We start from the raw sequence: 19,584 nt of genomic DNA on the forward strand, positions 1-19,584 counted from the left end.
GGACTGTTTGGCAGGCCACAAATTAGCGGGCGGGCGGAGCAGGAGGAATGCAACTAGTACGAAAAGAGAGGGGGCGTGTATGAAAGAGTGTTGCGGACTACATAGTGTTTTCTTACGAGGAATACTTTGTTTGTAGCCCTCCCTGTGTAGTCTTTAGCGCGCTGCAATGTAGGAAGCATCTATTTGTTAGTTGGGCAAAAAGTTAGTCCATTGAACGCGTTGAGGGTGGGACGTTGGGACGGGAGACGGGGCGTTGTGGAATGGGTAGGAACGGCGCTATTTTCCGCGCCTTTGTGCCACCAGCAGGAGGTATCCCACAATGCGAGTCGTTTTTGCTGACGACCACTCCGTCGTTCGTATCGGGTTGCGCATACTCATCAATGCCAGTCGACGCTGCGTGATCGTCGGCGAAGCTGACAGTACCGACAACCTGATGTATCTGCTTTCAAGCTCGCCCTGTGACCTGCTGATCACGGACTTCTCCATGCCGGGAGGGCAGCAGGCCGATGGCTTGAAAATGTTGAGTACGATTCAACGCCATTACCCGACCTTGCCGATCATTCTGGTGACGATGTTTACCAGTGTGGCGACGGCAAGGGCTGCGCTGGCGCAAGGGGTGATGGCTATAGTCGCCAAATCCGCATCGGCGAAAGAGTTGCCCCTGGCAATCAATGCGGTGCAGGAAGGGCGCCGCTACCTCAGCGAGCCCCTGCGTGCGCAATTGATTAACGCCAGCCTTCAGTCACATGAATCGCCATTGTCGGCCAAAGAGCACGAAGTGGTCCGAATGCTCGCCAGCGGCATGACCGTCAGCGAAATCGCCATTCATTTCAAGCGCAGCGTGTCGACTATCAGTAAACAAAAGAACATGGCCATGCACCGGTTGGGTATTTCCACGGATGTTGATCTTTTTTCCTACGCCCGGGATAACGGAATGACCTATTGAAATGACGCGAATAATTCCCCCGTTATTTTCGTCATGAATGCAGATAGTGTTCGAGGCAATTGCAGACTATCGTGCAGGCAGTCTTTTGAAGTCATCATGCAAGTCCAGGGGAACCCCGCAAATGAGTGAAGCCCATAGTGCCTTGATCAGCCGTTTCTACCAGGCTTTCCAGCGTCTGGATGCCGATGCCATGGCGGCCTGCTACACCGATGATGTGGTGTTCAGCGACCCGGCGTTCGGCGAGCTTCACGGTCGCGATGCCGGTGACATGTGGCGCATGCTGACCACCCGGGCCAAGGACTTTTCCCTGACCTTCGATCATGTTCACGCCGACGAGCGCACCGGCGGCGCCCATTGGGTCGCGACCTATCTGTTCAGCCAGACCGGCAACACCGTGGTCAACGATATCCAGGCGCGTTTTGTCTTCCGTGACGGCAGGATTTGCGAGCACCACGACAGTTTCGATCTATGGACATGGGCGCGTCAGGCGTTGGGTTTCAAAGGCCTGCTGCTGGGCTGGACACCTTTGGTGAGAAACGCCGTTCGCACGCAGGCATTGAAGGGGCTGAAGGCATTCCAGGCCAGTCGCTGATAAGATCGCGGCTTGTTTTCCATCCAGTCCTGATCGTTACGTGACCACCCTCAGCGAAAGCCCTGTCGATGCCGATACCCCGGCGAGCAAAACCTGGTTCGTCTACCTCGTTCGCGCGGCCAATGGTTCGCTCTATTGTGGGATCAGCGATGATCCCGTGCGTCGCTTCGCCAAGCATCAAAGCGGCAAGGGCGCACGATTTTTTCTTTCCAGTCCTGCCATGGCCCTGGTCTACACCGAACGCTGTCGCGACAAGAGCGATGCGTTGCGTCAGGAACGGCTGATCAAAAAACTCAAGAAAAGCGCCAAGGAATGTCTGGTGGCGAATGGGCCTGCGGCTTATCAACCTGATTGATCGGTTCCCATCAGGCAGATCTGTAGGCTGCCACATGATTGCGCGCTAAGCTGGAGACTCCTGATCCTTGCGGCGGAGCCGAGCATGTCCGAGTTGATTCTGCATCATTACCCGACGTCCCCCTTTGCCGAGAAGGCGCGCTTGCTGCTGGGATTCAAGGGCTTGTCCTGGCGTTCGGTGAAGATCTCGCCAGTGATGCCCAAACCGGATCTCACCGCCTTGACCGGTGGCTATCGCAAGACACCGGTGTTGCAGGTCGGTGCTGATATTTATTGCGACACGGCATTGATTGCCCGGCGACTGGAGCAGGAAAAAGCCTTGCCGGCGTTCTTCCCGGAAGGTCAGGAAATGGTCACCGCTTCGTTCGCCACCTGGGTCGACTCGGTGGTGTTCCAGCATGCGGTCAGCCTGGTGTTCCAGCCGGAATCGATAGCGGTGCGCTTTGGCAATTTGCCGCCGGAAGCGATCAAGGCGTTCATTGCCGACCGTGCCGAATTGTTCAGTGGTGGCAGTGCGACCAGGTTGGCCGCCGAACAGGCCAGACATCAGTGGCCAACGATCATGTCGCGTCTGGAGTTGCAGTTACAGCGCGAAGAGGGAGATTTCCTTTTCGCCGAGCCGTCGATTGCCGACTTCTCCCTGGCCCATTGCATCTGGTTCTTGAAAGCCACGCCCGTTACGGCGCCACTTGTGGATGCCTACCCGGCAGTTTCCGCGTGGCTCGCGCGGGTACTGGGCTTTGGTCATGGTGCGTGCAGCGAAATGAGTTCCGAAGAGGCTCTGGCAGTGGCGCGCACGTCCACGCCGGCGCCATTGCCGGATGAGCCGTTCATCGATCCCAACGGGTTCACGGCGGGTCAGCAGGTGGTCATTGCGGCCACGGACTATGGCGTTGATCCGGTGGTGGGGGAATTGCTGTTCGCTGGCCGTGAAGAATTGATTGTGCGTCGCAAGGACGAACGTGGCGGGGTGGTGCATGTGCACTTCCCGCGGTTCGGTTTCCGGATTGAAGCCTGCTGAAACCGACATGCTCCCTCGCCACAACAATCGTGCAAATCTGGCGGGTTACTTCAGGGCCGCCAGAATCGCATCCGGGTCATACCCGCGAATCAGGGTTCCGTTCACATCGATGATCGGAATCCCGCCTCCACCCAGCGCCTTGTAGTCCTTGCGCGCGACGGCATCTTTCTCGATATCGAACTCCTTGTATGGAATGCCTTTCTGATCGAGAAAACGTCGGGTCAGCTTGCAGTATCCACACCATTCGGTGGCGTAGAGCACGACGTTGGCCTGGGCCTGCGTCTGCGCAGGTACCACTTGTGAAGGGTTGAACACCCGCTCGATCTTGCCCCAGTTCTGGTAAGCCACGACCACCAGCAGGATCGGCAGGAATTTTTTCAGTACGCCGCCGAGCATCAGTTGCGACGCTTGAGCTGGTCGGTGAGCGAAGTGGGCAGGCCCTTGATGATCAACGTGCCGGCTTCTTCGTCGTACTCGATCTTCGAGCCCAGCAGGTGTGCTTCGAAACTGATCGACAGGCCTTCGGCGCGGCCAGTGAATCGGCGGAACTGATTCAGGGTGCGTTTATCGGCCGGGATTTCCGGCGACAGGCCGTAATCCTTGTTGCGGATGTGATCGTAGAAGGCCTTCGGGCGTTCTTCGTCGATCAGCCCCGACAATTCTTCCAGGCCCATCGGCTCACCGAGCTTGGCCTGGCTGCTGGCGTAATCCACCAGCGCCTTGGTTTTCTCGCGGGCGTCGTCTTCCGGCAGGTCTTCGCTTTCAACGAAATCACTGAAGGCTTTGAGCAGGGTGCGGGTTTCGCCCGGGCCGTCGACGCCTTCCTGGCAGCCGATGAAGTCGCGGAAATACTCCGAAACCTTTTTCCCGTTCTTGCCTTTGATAAACGAAATGTACTGCTTGGATTGCTTATTGTTCTGCCATTCGGAAACGTTGATCCGCGCAGCCAGGTGCAATTGACCAAGGTCCAGGTGGCGGGACGGGGTCACATCCAGTTCGTCGGTCACGGCCACGCCTTCGCTGTGGTGCAGCAGGGCGATGGCCAGGTAGTCGGTCATGCCTTGCTGATAGTGCGCGAACAGCACGTGGCCGCCGACCGACAGGTTCGACTCTTCCATCAGTTTTTGCAGATGCTCGACCGCCACGCGGCTGAATCTGGTGAAATCCTGGCCTCCCTCGAGGTACTCCTTCAGCCAGCCGCTGAACGGGAATGCGCCGGATTCCGGATGGAACAGGCCCCAGGCTTTACCCTGCTTGGCGTTATAGCTTTCGTTGAGGTCGGCGAGCATGTTCTCGATGGCCGCGGACTCAGCCAGTTCGGATTCCCGGGCGTGGAGGACTGCAGGTGTGCCGTCGGGTTTTTTGTCGATCAGGTGGACGATGCAATGACGGATCGGCATGGGCTTCTCGGCTGAATGAAGAGAGGAGGGCGTGCTCCCCCGAAAAAGCCCTCAGTGTACCGCAACCACCGGTTTTGGCGCGGTGCGAAGGGCAATTGGCAGGCGACCGACGGTGCTTATGGGGTTTTTTCCTGTTTTGGCGCAATAAAGCTGACCAAATGGGTAGCTAGAGGCGGATATTTCCACGTCGCTGTGCTAGTTTTGCCCGGTCTTGCGCGAAGTCACTGCGTAAAGCCTGCAGTCAGCTTTTGTCAGGTCGAACCAAACCCTGATTTCGGTATCTATAACCCCGATCCCGAGGTTATTTCGCCGAGGGTGCCAGATCCAGAAGATCGGGCTCGATGGCTGACATTGCACTCTGCAATCCATATGAATTTGATAGGGAAGGAACACTAAATGGCTCTTACTAAAGACCAACTGATCGCCGACATCGCTGAAGCTATCGACGCGCCGAAAACCACCGCGCGTAACGCTCTGGACCAACTGGGCCAAATCGTTGCCGATCAGCTGGAAAACGGCGGCGAAATCACTCTGCCAGGTATCGGCAAGCTGAAAGTGACCGAGCGTCCTGCCCGTACTGGCCGTAACCCTTCGACTGGCGCCGCCATCGAAATCGCTGCCAAGAAAGTGATCAAGCTGGTTGTGGCCAAAGGCCTGACCGACGCTGTCAACAAGTAAGACTTGTTAAAAAACCGTGCACCGGAGCGATTCGGGCACGGTTTTTTTGTGGGCGTTGTAAATGTTTCCGCAAGGAAGATGGTGGAATCATCCATTTGTTTTGAAATTAGTTGTTACTTGCGCGTCAGGTAGGATAACGCGCTAGCGTTGAATGGCACTTTTCTTCCTGTATAAAACGAACGCTCCTACATAACTGATAGTTGAGTGCGCGCCTTGGATGGGTAGTATCAATAAGGTGCAGCGCATAGCGTTGCGTAAAGAGCCAAAATCAAACTTCAGTTGTTCGTCACAGGGGCGTTTTTATGAAAGTTAAACAGTTGTTGTTGTGTGTGTCGTTTCTGGTCTCCGGCCAGGCTTTGGCAAATGTTACTGAGTACTGCCCAAGCCCTGCTGACATCAAGGAGTTGGCAAACGGTGCCTACAAGGCCCCGACAGCAAGTGGCGGCGGGGATTGGTACGGTGTTTCGCAATCGGGACGTGGGCCGGTAGGCGAGTTCGAACTGGCGATATTCGCACCTCGCTTGACAGCCGAGGGTGGCACTGTTGCCGGTGAAATTCTGCGTTGTGGTTACAAGTTGAAAAATGGAGGCGAACTGGATATGAGATACAAGCGAGAGGGAACTATCGTAAGTATTGATGCCAATGGATCGTGGGAACAATGGCATGCTCAGTATTACTGCGAAAGCAAAGAGGCGCGAGCCTGTGCGTTCACAGAAATTGTTCGCACAAAACATTAAGGCAAGATGTCAAAACTTTCCTGTAATCGAGTTTCGGAAAGTTGTCGGATAATTGGTAGTTGCAGGTCTGAACGTTACTGTTGATTGCTAAGTTCTGTTGAAAGCCGTGCGCAGGAGTCATCCTCGCGCGGCTTTTTCGTGCGCCCTGTGTTTATTCGGCAGTAGCTTTCGACCATCGTGCCTGACGCCAGGCCAGTTGCTGCGCTTTGGTCTGAAAGGTCCAGGCGACGAAGCGGCTCTGTTTCTGGCCCTGTCCCATTTCTATCACCTGACTCTCCAGCGCACCGGCCTTTTTCAAGGCGGTCTGGATCGCTGGAAGGTTCGACGCCTTCGACACCAGAGTGCTGAACCACAACACTTGTTGCGCCACCTGCACGCTCTCGCTGACCAATTGCGTGACGAAACGCGCTTCCCCGCCCTCACACCACAATTCCGCCGCTTGTCCGCCGAAGTTCAGTACTGGCAGCTTGCGCTTCGGATCGGCTTTGCCCAAGGCGCGCCATTTGCGCGTACTACCCCGTGTGGCCTCTTCCAGCGAGGCATGGAATGGCGGGTTGCACATGGTCAGGTCGAACCGCTCTGTGCTCTCCAGCAGGCCTGTCAGGATTTGCTTGGGGTTGCTCTGCCGACGTACCTGGATCGCTTTGTTCAAGCCGTTGGACTGAATGATGGTCTTCGCCGCGGCGATGGCAGTCGAGTCGATATCGGAGCCGAGGAACTGCCAGCGATAGTCGCTGTAACCGATCAGCGGATATACACAGTTGGCGCCCATGCCGATGTCCAATACTTTCACGGCGGCGCCACGGGGGATTACACCGTCATTGCCACTGGCCAGCAGGTCGGCGAGGAAGTGCACATAATCGGCACGGCCCGGCACCGGCGGGCACAGGTAGTCGGTCGGGATGTCCCAGTGGGCAATACCGTAGAACGACTTGAGCAGCGCCCGATTGAACACTCGCACGGCTTCCGGGCTGGCGAAGTCGATGCTTTCCTTGCCGTACGGATTGATGATCACGAATTTCTTCAGTTCCGGGGCGCTTTTGATCAGCGCCGGAAAGTCGTAGCGACCCTGGTGGCGATTGCGCGGGTGCAGGCTGGCCTTTTCCTTCGCGGCGACGGCCGTGGCCGGAGTCTTCGGGGCAGGCTTTTGGCGCGCAGGCTTGGGGGGGCGGGGGGCGGTCATGGCTGTGATCGGTTCGGGTATGGCTGAAAGTGGCGGGCATTGTCCCACATCTGTGGGGCAACACCGATCAAATGTGGGAGCGAGCCTGCTCGCGAATGCGGTGGGTCAGTCGCCATCATCGGTGATAGATACTCCACATTCGCGAGCAGGCTCGCTCCCACAGGGGATTTGCATTGGATGCAGGAAAGTGACAGGCGCAAAAAAGGGAGGCCGCCCGGGCCTCCCTTTTTCATTGCGATTTGCCGTTACAGGCTGGCAATCCGCGCATGCTGCTCGGCCAGTTTGCCCAGGGCCTGTTCGGCCTCGGCCAGTTTGGCGCGTTCCTTGTCGATGACTTCGGCAGGCGCCTTGTCAACGAAACCGGCGTTGGACAGCTTGCCGCCGACACGTTGCACTTCACCTTGCAGACGCTGGATTTCCTTGTCCAGACGCGCCAGTTCCGCACCTTTGTCGATCAAGCCGGCCATTGGCACCAGCACTTCCATCTCGCCGACCAGCGCGGTGGCGGACAGCGGTGCTTCTTCGCCGGCAGCCAGCACGGTGATCGATTCGAGGCGCGCCAGCTTCTTCAGCAGGGCTTCATTCTCTGTCAGGCGACGCTGATCCTCGGCGCTGACGTTCTTCAGGAACAACGGCAGCGGTTTGCCCGGGCCGATGTTCATTTCGCCGCGGATGTTACGAGTGCCAAGCATCAGGCCCTTGAGCCATTCGATGTCGTCTTCGGCCGCCGGATCGATGCGCGTTTCGTTGGCCACTGGCCAGGCTTGCAGCATGATCGTCTTGCCTTCGATACCGGCCAGCGGCGCGATGCGCTGCCAGATTTCTTCGGTGATGAACGGCATGAACGGGTGCGCCAGGCGCAGGGCGACTTCCAGTACGCGAACCAGGGTGCGACGGGTGCCACGCTGGCGTTCGACCGGAGCGTTCTCGTCCCACAGCACGGGCTTGGACAGTTCCAGGTACCAGTCGCAATACTGGTTCCAGATGAACTCGTACAGGGCTTGCGCAGCCAGATCGAAACGGAACTGGTCGAGCTGACGGGTCACTTCGGCTTCGGTGCGTTGCAGCTGCGAAATGATCCAGCGATCGGCCAGGGACAGTTCATAGGCTTCGCCGTTCTGGCCGCAGTCTTCGCCCTTGTCCAGCACGTAGCGCGCGGCGTTCCAGATCTTGTTGCAGAAGTTGCGATAGCCTTCGACGCGGCCCATGTCGAACTTGATGTCGCGACCGGTGGACGCCAGCGAGCAGAAGGTGAAGCGCAGGGCATCGGTGCCGTAGCTGGCGATACCTTCGGCGAACTCGTCACGGGTCTGCTTCTCGATCTTCTTCGCCAGTTTCGGCTGCATCATGCCGGAGGTGCGCTTCTGCACCAGGGCTTCGAGCTCGATGCCGTCGATGATGTCCAGCGGGTCGAGGACGTTGCCCTTGGACTTGGACATCTTCTGGCCCTGGCCATCACGCACCAGACCGTGCACATAAACAGTCTTGAACGGAACCTGCGGGGTGCCGTCCTCGTTCTTGATCAAGTGCATGGTCAGCATGATCATCCGGGCAACCCAGAAGAAAATGATGTCGAAGCCGGTGACCAATACGTCGGTGGAGTGGAATTTCTTCAGGAATTCGGTCTTTTCCGGCCAGCCCAGGGTGGAGAACGTCCACAGGCCCGAGCTGAACCAGGTGTCGAGTACGTCGTTGTCCTGTTGCAGCGCAATGTCCGCGCCGAGGTTGTGCTTGGCGCGCACTTCGGCTTCGTCGCGGCCGACGTAGACCTTGCCCGACTCGTCGTACCAGGCCGGAATCCGGTGGCCCCACCACAGCTGACGGCTGATGCACCAGTCCTGGATGTCGCGCATCCACGAGAAGTACATGTTTTCGTACTGTTTCGGCACGAACTGGATACGGCCGTCTTCAACGGCGGCAATCGCAGGCTCGGCCAACGGCTTGGTGGATACGTACCACTGGTCGGTCAGCCATGGTTCGATGACGGTGCCGGAGCGGTCGCCTTTCGGCACCTTCAGGGCGTGATCGTCAACGCTGACCAGCAGGCCGGCGGCGTCGAACGCGGCCACGATCAGCTTGCGTGCTTCGAAGCGGTCGAGGCCGGCGTATTCGGCCGGGATCTTGCCGTCGATGGATTCGTTCAGCGTGCCGTCGAGGTTGAACACCTGGCAAGCCGGCAGGACCGCTGCGTTTTTGTCGAAGATGTTCAGCAGCGGCAGGTTGTGACGCTTGCCGACTTCGTAGTCGTTGAAGTCGTGGGCCGGGGTGATTTTCACGCAGCCGGTGCCGAACTCAGGGTCGCAGTAATCGTCGGCGATGATCGGGATGCGGCGGCCGACCAGCGGCAGCTCGACTAATTTGCCGATCAGGGCTTTGTAGCGCTCATCGCTCGGGTTAACGGCCACGGCGGAGTCGCCGAGCATGGTTTCCGGGCGAGTGGTCGCGACGATCAGGAAATCGTTGCCTTCAGCGGTCCTGGCGCCGTCGGCCAGCGGGTATTTCAGGTTCCACAGGGAGCCTTTTTCGTCGTGGTTCTCCACTTCGAGGTCGGAAATTGCCGTGTGCAGCTTGGTGTCCCAGTTGACCAGGCGCTTGCCGCGATAGATCAGGCCGTCTTCGTGCAAACGGACGAAGGCTTCCTTTACGGCTTCCGAGAGGCCGTCGTCCATGGTGAAGCGCTCGCGGCTCCAGTCGACGGACGAACCGAGGCGACGGATCTGACGGCTGATGTTGCCGCCGGACTCATCCTTCCACTCCCAGACTTTCTCGAGGAACTTCTCGCGACCCAGGTCGTGACGGCTCTGGCCTTTGGCTTCGAGCTGACGCTCCACCAGCATCTGCGTGGCGATACCGGCGTGGTCGGTGCCCGGCTGCCACAGGGTGTTGCGACCCTGCATGCGGCGGAAACGGATCAGGGCGTCCATGATCGCGTTGTTGAAGCCATGGCCCATGTGCAGGCTGCCGGTGACGTTCGGCGGCGGGATCATGATGGTGTAGGACTCGCCCGCGCCTTGCGGGGCGAAGTAATTCTCTGACTCCCAGGTGTTGTACCAGGAAGTTTCAATGGCGTGCGGCTGGTAGGTCTTATCCATGCGCGGCGGGACCCTATTGGCATTTATTCAGGAAAAGCCGGGAAGTATAGCGGGGATGAGCCGATGCGCGTAGAGCGAGGTGACAATGGGCGGGGGAAAACCGAGTTTTTTCGGGGAGTGTCCAGTCAGTAAAGACGCCATCGCGGGCTTGCCCGCGATGGCGAACTGTCAGGCGATCTGATTCAGGTCGTTATGCCGCGTCTCCTTCAGGCACAGCACTGCAATCAAGCTCAGCACCGCCGCACCGGACACATACCCGCCGACGTCACTCAATCCGCCCATTGCCACCAGTTTCTGGGCGAAGAACGGTGCCGCGGAAGCGCCCACGATACCACCCAGGTTGTAGGCCGCCGAGGCGCCGGTGTAGCGCACGTGGGTGGGGAACAGCTCCGGCAGCAGCGCACCCATAGGCGCAAATGTCACACCCATCAGAAACAGCTCGATGCACAGGAACAGCGCCACACCCCAGGTCGAGCCTTGGGTCAGCAACGGCTCCATGAGGAAACCGGACAGGATCGCCAGCACGCCGCCGACGATCAGCACCGGTTTGCGTCCGCAACGATCGCTGGCCCAGGCTGACAGCGGGGTGGCGGCCGCCATGAACAACACCGCGAAGCACAGCAGGCCGAGGAATGTTTCGCGGCTGTAACCGAGCGTTGCAACGCCGTAACTCAGAGAGAACACGGTGGAGATGTAAAACAGCGCGTAGCACACGACCATTGCGCCGGCCCCCAGCAAAACCGGCGCCCAGTATTGGGCGAACAGTTCGAGCAGCGGGATCTTCACGCGCTCCTGGCGTGCAACGGCGTTGGCGAACACAGGGGTTTCATGCAGCTTGAGGCGCACGTACAAGCCGACCATCACCAGTGCGGCGCTGAGCAGGAACGGGATTCGCCAGCCCCATGAGCGGAATTGCTCATCGTCCAGTATCACGGCCAATGTCAGAAACAGGCCGTTCGCCGCCAGAAAGCCAATGGATGGGCCGAGTTGCGGGAACATGCCGAACCACGCGCGCTTGCCTTTGGGGGCGTTCTCCGTGGCCAGCAGTGCCGCGCCACCCCATTCACCGCCCAACCCCAGGCCTTGGCCGAAGCGCAGGACGCACAGCAGGATCGGTGCCCAGGCGCCAATGCTGTCGTAACCCGGCAGCACGCCGATCAGCGTGGTGCACACGCCCATCAGCAACAGCGAGGCAACCAGGGTCGATTTGCGACCGATACGGTCGCCAAAGTGGCCGAACAAAGCCGAACCCAAGGGACGTGCCAGAAAGGCGATACCGAACGTGAGAAACGCCGAAAGCATCTGGGCGGTGCCGGACGTCTGTGGAAAGAACACCGGGCCGATCACCAGCGCGGCTGCGGTGGCATAAACGTAGAAGTCGTAGAACTCGATTGCAGTGCCGATGAAGCTCGCGGTGGCCACGCGGGTGGCGGAGTTCGTCGGATGCGCAGGTGTGGAGTCGCTGTAAGTCGTACTGGTTGTCATGCGGTTATCCCTGACTGTCATGTGCTCCAGTGGAGCGAATTATTATGGTCGAGAACCCAGGGATGTGGGTGAGGGCGCGGTCGCTGTTTCAGGTAGAAACAATCGTCGGTTTGCTGCGGTTCTTGCTGATGGTCGGGCCGGAAGCTGCGAAGTGCGGGGTAAGCACGGGGCCGGCGAGGCTTGGGTAAGCGATTCGATTATAGGAAGGTGGCTAACGATCGAACAAGAGGGAGGCGCTTTGGATCAATGTGGCGAGGGCGCAAGCTCCCTCTCCACAGAAAACCGCGCCGTCCTTAGATAACCACCGGCATTGAACTGGTCTGCCAGATCAGTACTCGTGTTACACGGTTGTCCTCGGTCTCGAGAATTTCCAGGCGATACCGACCGATCTTCAGGCACACCACGCTTTCGGGAATGGTTTCCAGGGCCTCGGTGACCAACCCGTTCAGGGTTTTCGGGCCATCGCTTGGCAGGTGCCAGCCGAGGCTCTTGTTCAGCTCGCGAATGGACGCGGCACCGTCGATCACCAGGCGTCCGTCGGCTTGCGGATGAATGTGCGGGTTGTCCAGGCTGTGCTGGCTTTCGAACTCGCCGACGATTTCTTCGAGAATGTCTTCCAGGGTGACGATGCCCAGCACTTCGCCGTATTCATCGACCACCATGCCCAGGCGTCGTTGCTGCTTGTGGAAGTTGAGCAATTGCAGCTGCAGCGGAGTGCTTTCCGGCACGAAGTACGGCTCGTGACTGGCCGCCAGCAACGCTTCCCTGGTCAGGCTCGCATCGGGCAGCAAATGAAGGATGTGGCGGGTGTTGAGGACGGCTTCGACCTGGTTGATATCGCTGTGGAAAACCGGCAGGCGAGTGCGCTTGTTGTGGCGCAATTGTTCGATGATTTCGTCGATGGGGTCATCGAGGTTGATGCCGTCCACGTCACTGCGCGGCACCAGGATGTCATTGACCGTGATGTTGTCCAGCGCGTGGATGCCTGGCAGCGGGTGAGGGCGGCTTACGGTTTCCGGCGTGTCCTGCCGCTCCGTCGGCGCTTCGTCCTCGCTTCGTTGCACCACTTTGGCTTTGCGGGCGAATGGCCGCGTCAGCAGCTGACTGATGCTGTTGAGCAGCCATGCCGCGGGATAGATGACTTTCAGTGGTACGCGCAACAGATTGTTGCCCTGGGCCAGGATCGCATCTGGATATCGGGTGGCCAGCATTCTTGGCAAGTAGTCGGAAAACACCAGCAAAATGGCGCCCGCCCCCAGGCAAGCGACCCATGGGCCGTTCTCGGCCCAGGTGAAAATGGCCAGCAAGGTGCTGATGACCACCGCGAGTGCACGGCAGAGGGTATTGCAAAAAATCAGGCTGGCCAGGGGGAAGCTGAGTTTCGCCACCGGTTTGTCGCTGGAGCGCGTTGCGGTGCGCTGGGCCAGTAAATGCTGGTGCGCCGCTTCGATGGCGGTAAAGAGCCCCGACCATAAAATCAGCAGGGTCACTACCGCGAGCATCGGCCCTATGGGCAAGTCGTCCATTAATGCCGCCCGTCAGATATGCAGGATGTATTCACGAACCAGTTTGCTGCCGAAATACGCCAGCATCAGCAGGCAGAAACCGGCCAGGGTCCAGCGAATGGCTTTGTGACCGCGCCAGCCAAGGCGATTGCGTCCCCACAGCAGTACGCTGAAAACGACCCAGGCCAGGCAGGCCAGCAGGGTTTTGTGCACCAGATGCTGGGCGAACAGGTTCTCGACGAACACCCAGCCGGAGATCAGCGACAGCGACAACAGCGTCCAGCCGGCCCAGAGGAAACCGAACAACAGGCTTTCCATGGTTTGCAGCGGCGGGAAGTTCCTGATCAGCCCGGAGGGGTGCTTGTGCTTGAGCTGGTGGTCTTGAACCAGCAGCAGCAAGGACTGGAACACCGCGATGGTGAACATGCCATAGGCCAGGATCGAAAGCAGGATGTGGGCGAGCATGCCCGGCTCCTCATCGATGACCTGTACCGTGCCGGCGGGGGCAAAATGCGCCAGCATCACGGTGAAGGCCCCGAGCGGGAACAGCAGGACCAGCAGGTTCTCCACCGGAATCCGCGAGCAGGCCAGCAGGGTCAGCGCGATGACCGCCACGGCAATCAGGCTCGCGGAACTGAAGAAGTCCAGGGCCAGGCCGGTCGGGGTCGGCAGGAGGGTGAGCAGGCTGACGCTGTGGGCCAATACGGCGAGCACGCCGAGCATGACCAACAGGCGTTTGTTGACCTTGGCGCCGGACGCCAGGTGAGTGCCCTGGTAAATGGTCGCAGCGGCATACAAGCAGGCGGCGGCGAGGGTGGTTAGCAAGCTGGGTGACAAGGGGAGCATAAGTCCTGTTAGGCAAGCCCGAAAGTCGCTGAGTTTGGCATAGAACCCCCGTTGCACGAAAGACCGCGCAACCCGACGGCGAGGTGTCCGCCAGCCGCAGTCTTCGCTATAATCCGCGACCTGCCCACGCCGCAGGCTCGCCGAGCACATGTTTAGTCCGGTCCGGGCCGCCATTATCCCGGTCTACACAGGGCCTGAAAGGATCGCGCAATGTTTGAAAACTTAACCGACCGTCTCTCGCAGACGCTGCGCCATGTCACCGGCAAGGCCAAGCTGACCGAAGACAACATCAAAGACACCCTGCGTGAAGTGCGCATGGCGCTGCTTGAAGCCGACGTCGCCCTGCCGGTGGTCAAGGACTTCGTCAACTCGGTCAAGGAACGCGCCGTCGGTACCGAGGTATCGCGCAGCCTGACGCCGGGCCAGGCCTTCGTGAAGATCGTCCAGGCCGAACTCGAAAGCCTGATGGGCGCGGCCAACGAAGACCTGAACCTGAGTGCCGTTCCGCCCGCCGTCATCCTGATGGCCGGTTTGCAGGGGGCGGGTAAGACCACCACTGCCGGCAAGCTCGCGCGCTTCCTTAAAGAGCGCAAGAAAAAGTCGGTCATGGTCGTGTCTGCCGACGTTTACCGTCCGGCGGCGATCAAGCAACTGGAAACCCTGGCCAACGATATCGGCGTGACCTTCTTCCCGTCCGACCTGAGCCAGAAGCCGGTCGACATCGCCAGCGCGGCTATTAAGGAAGCAAAACTCAAGTTCATCGACGTGGTCATCGTCGATACCGCCGGTCGCCTGCACATCGATGAAGAGATGATGGGCGAGATCAAGGCGCTGCATGCCTCGATCAAGCCGGTCGAAACCTTGTTCGTGGTTGACGCCATGACCGGCCAGGACGCCGCCAACACGGCCAAGGCCTTCGGCGATGCTTTGCCGCTGACCGGTGTGATCCTGACCAAGGTCGACGGCGACGCCCGTGGCGGTGCCGCCCTGTCGGTGCGTGCCATCACCGGAAAGCCGATCAAGTTCATCGGTATGGGCGAGAAGAGCGAAGCGCTCGATCCGTTCCATCCCGAGCGTATCGCCTCGCGCATCCTCGGCATGGGCGACGTGCTCAGCCTGATCGAGCAGGCGGAAGCGACCCTCGACAAGGACAAGGCCGACAAGCTGGCCAAGAAGCTGAAGAAGGGCAAGGGCTTCGACCTCGAAGACTTCCGCGATCAGCTGCAACAAATGAAGAACATGGGCGGCCTCGGTGGGCTCATGGACAAGCTGCCGAACATGGGTGGCGTGAACCTGGCGCAAATGGGCAATGCCCAGAATGCGGCAGAGAAGCAGTTCAAGCAGATGGAAGCCATCATCAACTCCATGACTCCGGCCGAGCGCCGCGACCCTGAAATGATCAGCGGTTCGCGCAAGCGCCGGATCGCCATGGGTTCCGGCACCCAGGTGCAGGACATCGGCCGCTTGATCAAGCAGCACAAGCAGATGCAGAAGATGATGAAGAAGTTCTCCGCGAAAGGCGGAATGGCCAAGATGATGCGCGGCATGGGCGGGATGTTGCCCGGCGGCGGCATGCCGAAAATCTGAAAAAACTCGCCGGTCGTCGCACCGGCGCAGTCCCGCAAGGATGCGGGATCTCCAGCAAACCCGCGCTTGGCGGGAGCTGACCGGCCGTTTTCAACGACGGCTCTATGGCGAATCTTGATGTCACGGCGATAGGTGTCGGAAAAAGGCATTTGCAAAAGTCCGGATATTCCTTAGAATATGCGGCCTTTCGGGCACCCATGCCCGCTGTGCATTTAGATTTGCAGCACCGACTACAGGAACGATGTTCACATGCTAACAATCCGTCTTGCCCTTGGCGGCTCCAAAAAGCGCCCGTTTTACCACTTGACCGTAACCGACAGCCGCAACCCGCGCGACGGTTCGCACAAGGAACAGGTTGGCTACTTCAACCCTGTTGCTCGTGGTCAGGAAGTTCGTCTGTCCGTGAACCAAGAGCGCGTAGCCTACTGGCTGAGCGTTGGTGCACAACCTTCTGAGCGCGTTGCTCAGTTGTTGAAGGAATCTGCCAAGGCTGCGGCCTGAGCAATATGAACGCGACGCCAGCCATTGCTGATGATTTGATCGTTATCGGCAAGATTTATTCTGTTCACGGCGTTCGCGGCGAAGTGAAGGTGTATTCCTTTACTGATCCGATCAAGAACCTGCTGGATTACAAAACCTGGACGCTCAAGCGTGACGGCAATGTAAAGCAGGTGGAGCTGGTCAGCGGACGCGGGAACGACAAGTTCCTGGTCGCAAAGCTCAAGGGTCTCGATGATCGTGACGAAGCTCGTCTTCTGGCCGGTTATGAGATCTGCGTGCCGCGCAACCTGTTCCCTGAACTGACCGACGGCGAGTACTACTGGTACCAGCTGGAAGGTCTCAAGGTCATCGATACCCTCGGGCAACTGTTCGGGAAGATCGATCACCTGCTGGAGACCGGCTCGAATGATGTAATGGTGGTCAAGCCTTGCGCTGGCAGCCTGGATGATCGCGAACGCCTGTTGCCCTATACCGAGCAATGCGTGTTGGCAGTCGACCTGGCCGCGGGCGAGATGAAGGTGGATTGGGACGCGGATTTCTAAGCGTGGCTAACTTGCGCGTAGAAGTGATCAGTCTGTTTCCCGAGATGTTCTCCGCCATCAGCGAGTACGGCATCACCAGTCGTGCGGTGAAACAGGGGCTCTTGCAGCTCACCTGTTGGAATCCGCGAGACTACACGACGGATCGACATCACACTGTGGACGATCGCCCGTTTGGCGGTGGTCCGGGCATGGTGATGAAGATCAAGCCCCTGGAAGATGCTCTGGTTCAGGCCAAGGCAGCAGCCGGGGAGGCGGCGAAGGTCATTTACCTGTCGCCCCAAGGCCGCCAGCTGACTCAGTCGGCGGTACGCGAGTTGGCGAATCTGGATGCATTGATCCTGATTGCCGGCCGCTATGAAGGCATTGACGAGCGTTTTATTGATGCTCATGTCGATGAAGAGTGGTCGATTGGCGACTATGTACTGTCTGGCGGCGAGCTGCCGGCGATGGTCCTGATCGATGCGGTTACACGACTGCTGCCCGGAGCTTTAGGGCATGCGGACTCCGCGGAGGAAGATTCCTTTACGGATGGTCTGCTGGATTGCCCGCACTACACCCGACCGGAGGTGTATGCGGATCAGCGTGTTCCCGACGTATTGCTAAGCGGCAATCACGCGCACATCCGGCGTTGGCGTTTACAGCAGTCCCTTGGTCGGACCTATGAACGACGCGCCGATCTTCTGGAAAGCCGCTCGCTTTCTGGAGAAGAGAAGAAGCTGCTCGAGGAATATCTCCGCGAGCGGGACGATAGTTAACAACGTATCGATGGTAGATCAGACGATTTACCTTAGGAGCACAGCATGACCAACAAAATCATCCTTGCACTCGAAGCAGAGCAGATGACCAAAGAGATCCCTGCCTTTGCCCCGGGCGACACCATTGTCGTTCAGGTGAAAGTGAAGGAAGGCGACCGTTCCCGTCTGCAAGCGTTCGAAGGTGTTGTTATCGCCAAGCGTAACCGCGGCGTAAACAGCGCATTCACCGTTCGTAAAATCTCCAACGGTGTTGGCGTAGAGCGTACTTTCCAGACCTACTCCCCGCAAATCGACAGCATGGCTGTCAAGCGTCGCGGTGACGTACGTAAAGCCAAGCTGTACTACCTGCGCGACCTGTCGGGTAAAGCAGCTCGCATCAAGGAAAAACTGGCTTAAGTCCAGCTTCCGATGCAGAAAAAAGCAGCCTACGGGCTGCTTTTTTGTTGTCTGCGATTTGGCTCCCGTCTGTGTTTACGCCGTCTCTGGCTGGATCAATGCCAGTAGCGTCCATCCCGCGGCGGGTTTCAATGCACTGTCCGGCGTCACTACGTGCACCCAGCCGCTGTCGTCTCGCACGAACAGCAAAGTCGCCCGCTCACCATGCAGTGCGCGGTAATCGTCCCAACTGAAGCCGTCGGTCAATGTCGTGCTGTACAACTCGGCGCCCTGGCTCAGTTGGCTGGCGAGTTTGGCGTAGGTCAGTGCTTCGCTGCCCAATTGATTGCCGCGATGTTCCAGGCTGGTGCGGTGCTTGTCGGTGCGACGGCTTTCCTGGCCGTTGGCCAGGCCGAACATGCGCTGGTGGCCCAGTTCATGACGAAAGCGCATCAGCGCCAGGGTGTTCATCTCGCCAGAGGGTGACAGCGCCAGCAAATGCCCAAGACCTACCAGATCCAGATGTGCATCGGCATGTTGCGACGCCGGATTGCCAAAGTAGGTCGGCAAACCTTCCATCCGCGCTGCGCGAATGTTTTCCCAGCTCGAATCCGTCAACAGTACGCGGCTTCCCAGTTGTTGCAGGGCCTTGCCCAGCGTGCGTGCAGGTCCGTTGGCGCCGATGATCAGGAAGCCGCTCGGTGCCGGTTCCGCCACCTTCAGCAGGCGAGCCAGCGGTCGTGCTGTCGCGCTTTGCAACACCACCGTGCCGATGATCACTGCAAAGGTGAGCGGTACAAGCAGCAATGCCCCCTGATGGCCGGACTCATGCAGGCGAATGGCGAAGATGGCCGACACCGCCGCTGCCACGATTCCGCGCGGGGCGATCCAGGCCAGCAGCGCCCGCTCGCGCCAGCTCAGGCTGGAGCCCGCGGTGGAAAGCAGTACGTTCAAGGGGCGGGCGATAAGTTGAATGACCAGTAGCAGGATCAGCACCAGAGGCCCGAGGCCGATCATGGCGTTCAGGTCCAGTCGTGCCGCCAGCAGAATGAACAGGCCGGAGATCAGCAGTACGCTGAGGTTTTCCTTGAAGTGCAGAATGTGCCGCACGTCGACGCCTTTCATATTGGCCAGCCACATGCCCATCAGTGTCACTGCGAGCAATCCGGATTCGCGCGTGACCTCGTTGGAAGCAATGAAAATACCCAGGACAGCCGCAAGCGCTGCCAGGTTGTGCAGATATTCCGGCAGCCACTGGCGGCGAATCAGGGTGCCGAGCAACCAGCCACCAAAAATACCGAACAGACTGCCGCACAAAATCACGCCACCGAATGTCAGCAGGCTTTCCTTGAGGCCGTCACCTTCGGCGCTGGCAATGATGAAGCTATAGACGACCACCGCCAGCAGGGCGCCAATGGGGTCGATGACAATACCTTCCCAGCGCAGGATGTTGGCAATCGAGGCTTTGGGTCGCACGACGCGCAGCATCGGGACGATCACCGTCGGGCCGGTCACCAGGGTCAGGCTGCCGAACAGGATGGCCAGCATCCAGTCGAAACCCAGCAGCCAGTGAGTGGCGACCGCAATCACTGCCCATGTGGAAAGGGCGCCAATCGTGACCAGGCGGTGGACGACGTTGCCGATTTCGCGCCATTCCGACAGATGCAGGGTCAGGCTGCCTTCGAACAGGATCAGCGCCACGGCCAGGGATACCAGCGGCATCAGCAGTGGTCCGAACATCTCCTGCGGGTCAAGCAAATGCAGCACGGGGCCGGCCAGGATACCGGTCAACAGCAGGAAAAGGATTGCCGGCAGTTTCAAGCGCCAGGCCAGCCATTGACAGAGCAGTGCCGCCGCACCGATTCCACCAAACGCCAATAAGATCTGCTGTTCGCTCATTGCGGTTCCCTGTTCCTTGAAATGGCGGCCTATGAAAGACTAGCGGCCGTTTCCCTGTCTATTTTAATTTTGTGCGCAGCCTCAAG

General features: G+C 59.0%; 19 protein-coding genes. 11 read left to right on the forward strand and 8 right to left on the reverse strand.

The features are described 5' to 3' along the window. Positions 1-319 precede the first annotated feature (319 nt). The 4 genes from CAG47_RS06695 to CAG47_RS06710 all read left to right on the forward strand — a co-directional run bounded on the left by CAG47_RS06695 (position 320) and on the right by CAG47_RS06710 (position 2,913). Positions 320-946 carry a response regulator transcription factor gene (locus CAG47_RS06695; protein WP_085724123.1) on the forward strand — a complete coding sequence of 209 codons (627 nt, stop codon included), beginning with the start codon at positions 320-322 and terminating at the stop codon, positions 944-946. Between the two features lie 121 nt (positions 947-1,067). After that, positions 1,068-1,538 carry a nuclear transport factor 2 family protein gene (locus CAG47_RS06700; RefSeq protein ID WP_085724124.1) on the forward strand — a complete coding sequence of 157 codons (471 nt, stop codon included), beginning with the start codon at positions 1,068-1,070 and terminating at the stop codon, positions 1,536-1,538. Positions 1,539-1,578: 40 nt separating this feature from the next. Then, positions 1,579-1,893 (forward strand): GIY-YIG nuclease family protein, encoded by a 315-nt coding sequence (locus tag CAG47_RS06705; protein WP_085724125.1) that lies wholly within the window; start codon positions 1,579-1,581, stop codon positions 1,891-1,893. Between the two features lie 84 nt (positions 1,894-1,977). Then, positions 1,978-2,913 carry a glutathione S-transferase family protein gene (locus CAG47_RS06710; protein ID WP_085724126.1) on the forward strand — a complete coding sequence of 312 codons (936 nt, stop codon included), beginning with the start codon at positions 1,978-1,980 and terminating at the stop codon, positions 2,911-2,913. Between the two features lie 45 nt (positions 2,914-2,958). On the opposite strand, the gene CAG47_RS06715 is transcribed toward CAG47_RS06710, so the two are convergent. Together CAG47_RS06715 and yejK are read right to left on the reverse strand one after the other, a co-directional pair. Continuing rightward, on the reverse strand, positions 2,959-3,309 hold the full coding sequence (locus CAG47_RS06715; protein WP_085724127.1) for a glutaredoxin family protein: 351 nt from the start codon (positions 3,307-3,309) through the stop codon (positions 2,959-2,961). Continuing rightward, complete coding sequence (gene yejK / locus CAG47_RS06720; RefSeq protein WP_085724128.1) at positions 3,309-4,313, reverse strand: nucleoid-associated protein YejK; 1,005 nt, start codon at positions 4,311-4,313, stop codon at positions 3,309-3,311. Before yejK ends, CAG47_RS06715 begins: the two co-directional genes overlap by 1 nt. Positions 4,314-4,709: 396 nt before the next feature. Between yejK and CAG47_RS06725 the strand changes: the two genes are divergently transcribed. Both CAG47_RS06725 and CAG47_RS06730 read left to right on the forward strand, forming a co-directional pair. Continuing rightward, a complete protein-coding gene (locus CAG47_RS06725) occupies positions 4,710-4,991 on the forward strand; it encodes an HU family DNA-binding protein (protein WP_007905514.1) in 282 nt (93 codons plus the stop codon). A 302-nt stretch (positions 4,992-5,293) separates the two neighbouring features. Then, complete coding sequence (locus CAG47_RS06730; protein ID WP_085724129.1) at positions 5,294-5,728, forward strand: DUF3757 domain-containing protein; 435 nt, start codon at positions 5,294-5,296, stop codon at positions 5,726-5,728. Positions 5,729-5,879: 151 nt separating this feature from the next. Here the strand turns inward: CAG47_RS06730 and rlmF are convergent, their stop codons facing one another. From rlmF to CAG47_RS06755, 5 genes are all read right to left on the reverse strand, one after another. Continuing rightward, positions 5,880-6,911 (reverse strand): 23S rRNA (adenine(1618)-N(6))-methyltransferase RlmF, encoded by a 1,032-nt coding sequence (rlmF, locus tag CAG47_RS06735; protein ID WP_085724130.1) that lies wholly within the window; start codon positions 6,909-6,911, stop codon positions 5,880-5,882. Between the two features lie 245 nt (positions 6,912-7,156). Further along, positions 7,157-10,003, reverse strand: a complete 2,847-nt coding sequence (locus CAG47_RS06740; protein WP_085724131.1) for a valine--tRNA ligase — start codon at positions 10,001-10,003, stop codon at positions 7,157-7,159. 168 nt (positions 10,004-10,171) lie between these two features. After that, complete coding sequence (locus CAG47_RS06745; protein WP_085724132.1) at positions 10,172-11,488, reverse strand: MFS transporter; 1,317 nt, start codon at positions 11,486-11,488, stop codon at positions 10,172-10,174. A 293-nt stretch (positions 11,489-11,781) separates the two neighbouring features. After that, entirely contained in the window at positions 11,782-13,014 is a 1,233-nt protein-coding gene (locus CAG47_RS06750) for a transporter associated domain-containing protein (protein WP_085724133.1), read from the reverse strand. Between the two features lie 12 nt (positions 13,015-13,026). Continuing rightward, positions 13,027-13,839, reverse strand: a complete 813-nt coding sequence (locus tag CAG47_RS06755) for an inner membrane protein YpjD (RefSeq protein WP_085724134.1) — start codon at positions 13,837-13,839, stop codon at positions 13,027-13,029. 210 nt (positions 13,840-14,049) lie between these two features. On the opposite strand from CAG47_RS06755, the gene ffh reads away from it, so the two are divergent. From ffh to rplS, 5 genes are all read left to right on the forward strand, one after another. Beyond that, positions 14,050-15,426 (forward strand): signal recognition particle protein, encoded by a 1,377-nt coding sequence (gene ffh, locus CAG47_RS06760; protein ID WP_085724135.1) that lies wholly within the window; start codon positions 14,050-14,052, stop codon positions 15,424-15,426. 249 nt (positions 15,427-15,675) lie between these two features. Beyond that, positions 15,676-15,927, forward strand: a complete 252-nt coding sequence (gene rpsP / locus CAG47_RS06765) for a 30S ribosomal protein S16 (RefSeq protein WP_007972721.1) — start codon at positions 15,676-15,678, stop codon at positions 15,925-15,927. A gap of 5 nt (positions 15,928-15,932) precedes the next feature. Next, positions 15,933-16,469, forward strand: coding sequence for a ribosome maturation factor RimM (rimM, locus tag CAG47_RS06770; RefSeq protein WP_085724136.1), 537 nt, complete (start codon positions 15,933-15,935; stop codon positions 16,467-16,469). Positions 16,470-16,471: 2 nt separating this feature from the next. Continuing rightward, a complete protein-coding gene (trmD, locus tag CAG47_RS06775; protein ID WP_085724137.1) occupies positions 16,472-17,224 on the forward strand; it encodes a tRNA (guanosine(37)-N1)-methyltransferase TrmD in 753 nt (250 codons plus the stop codon). Positions 17,225-17,269: 45 nt separating this feature from the next. Beyond that, positions 17,270-17,620: a 50S ribosomal protein L19 gene (gene rplS / locus CAG47_RS06780; protein ID WP_009047143.1), complete on the forward strand. Its 351-nt coding sequence runs from the start codon at positions 17,270-17,272 to the stop codon at positions 17,618-17,620. Positions 17,621-17,695: 75 nt separating this feature from the next. On the opposite strand, the gene CAG47_RS06785 is transcribed toward rplS, so the two are convergent. Next, positions 17,696-19,498 (reverse strand): sodium:proton antiporter, encoded by a 1,803-nt coding sequence (locus CAG47_RS06785; protein ID WP_085724138.1) that lies wholly within the window; start codon positions 19,496-19,498, stop codon positions 17,696-17,698. Between the last annotated feature and the right edge of the window lie 86 nt (positions 19,499-19,584).

The sequence above is a fragment of the Pseudomonas sp. R37(2017) genome (assembly GCF_002113375.1).
GTDB lineage: Bacteria > Pseudomonadota > Gammaproteobacteria > Pseudomonadales > Pseudomonadaceae > Aquipseudomonas.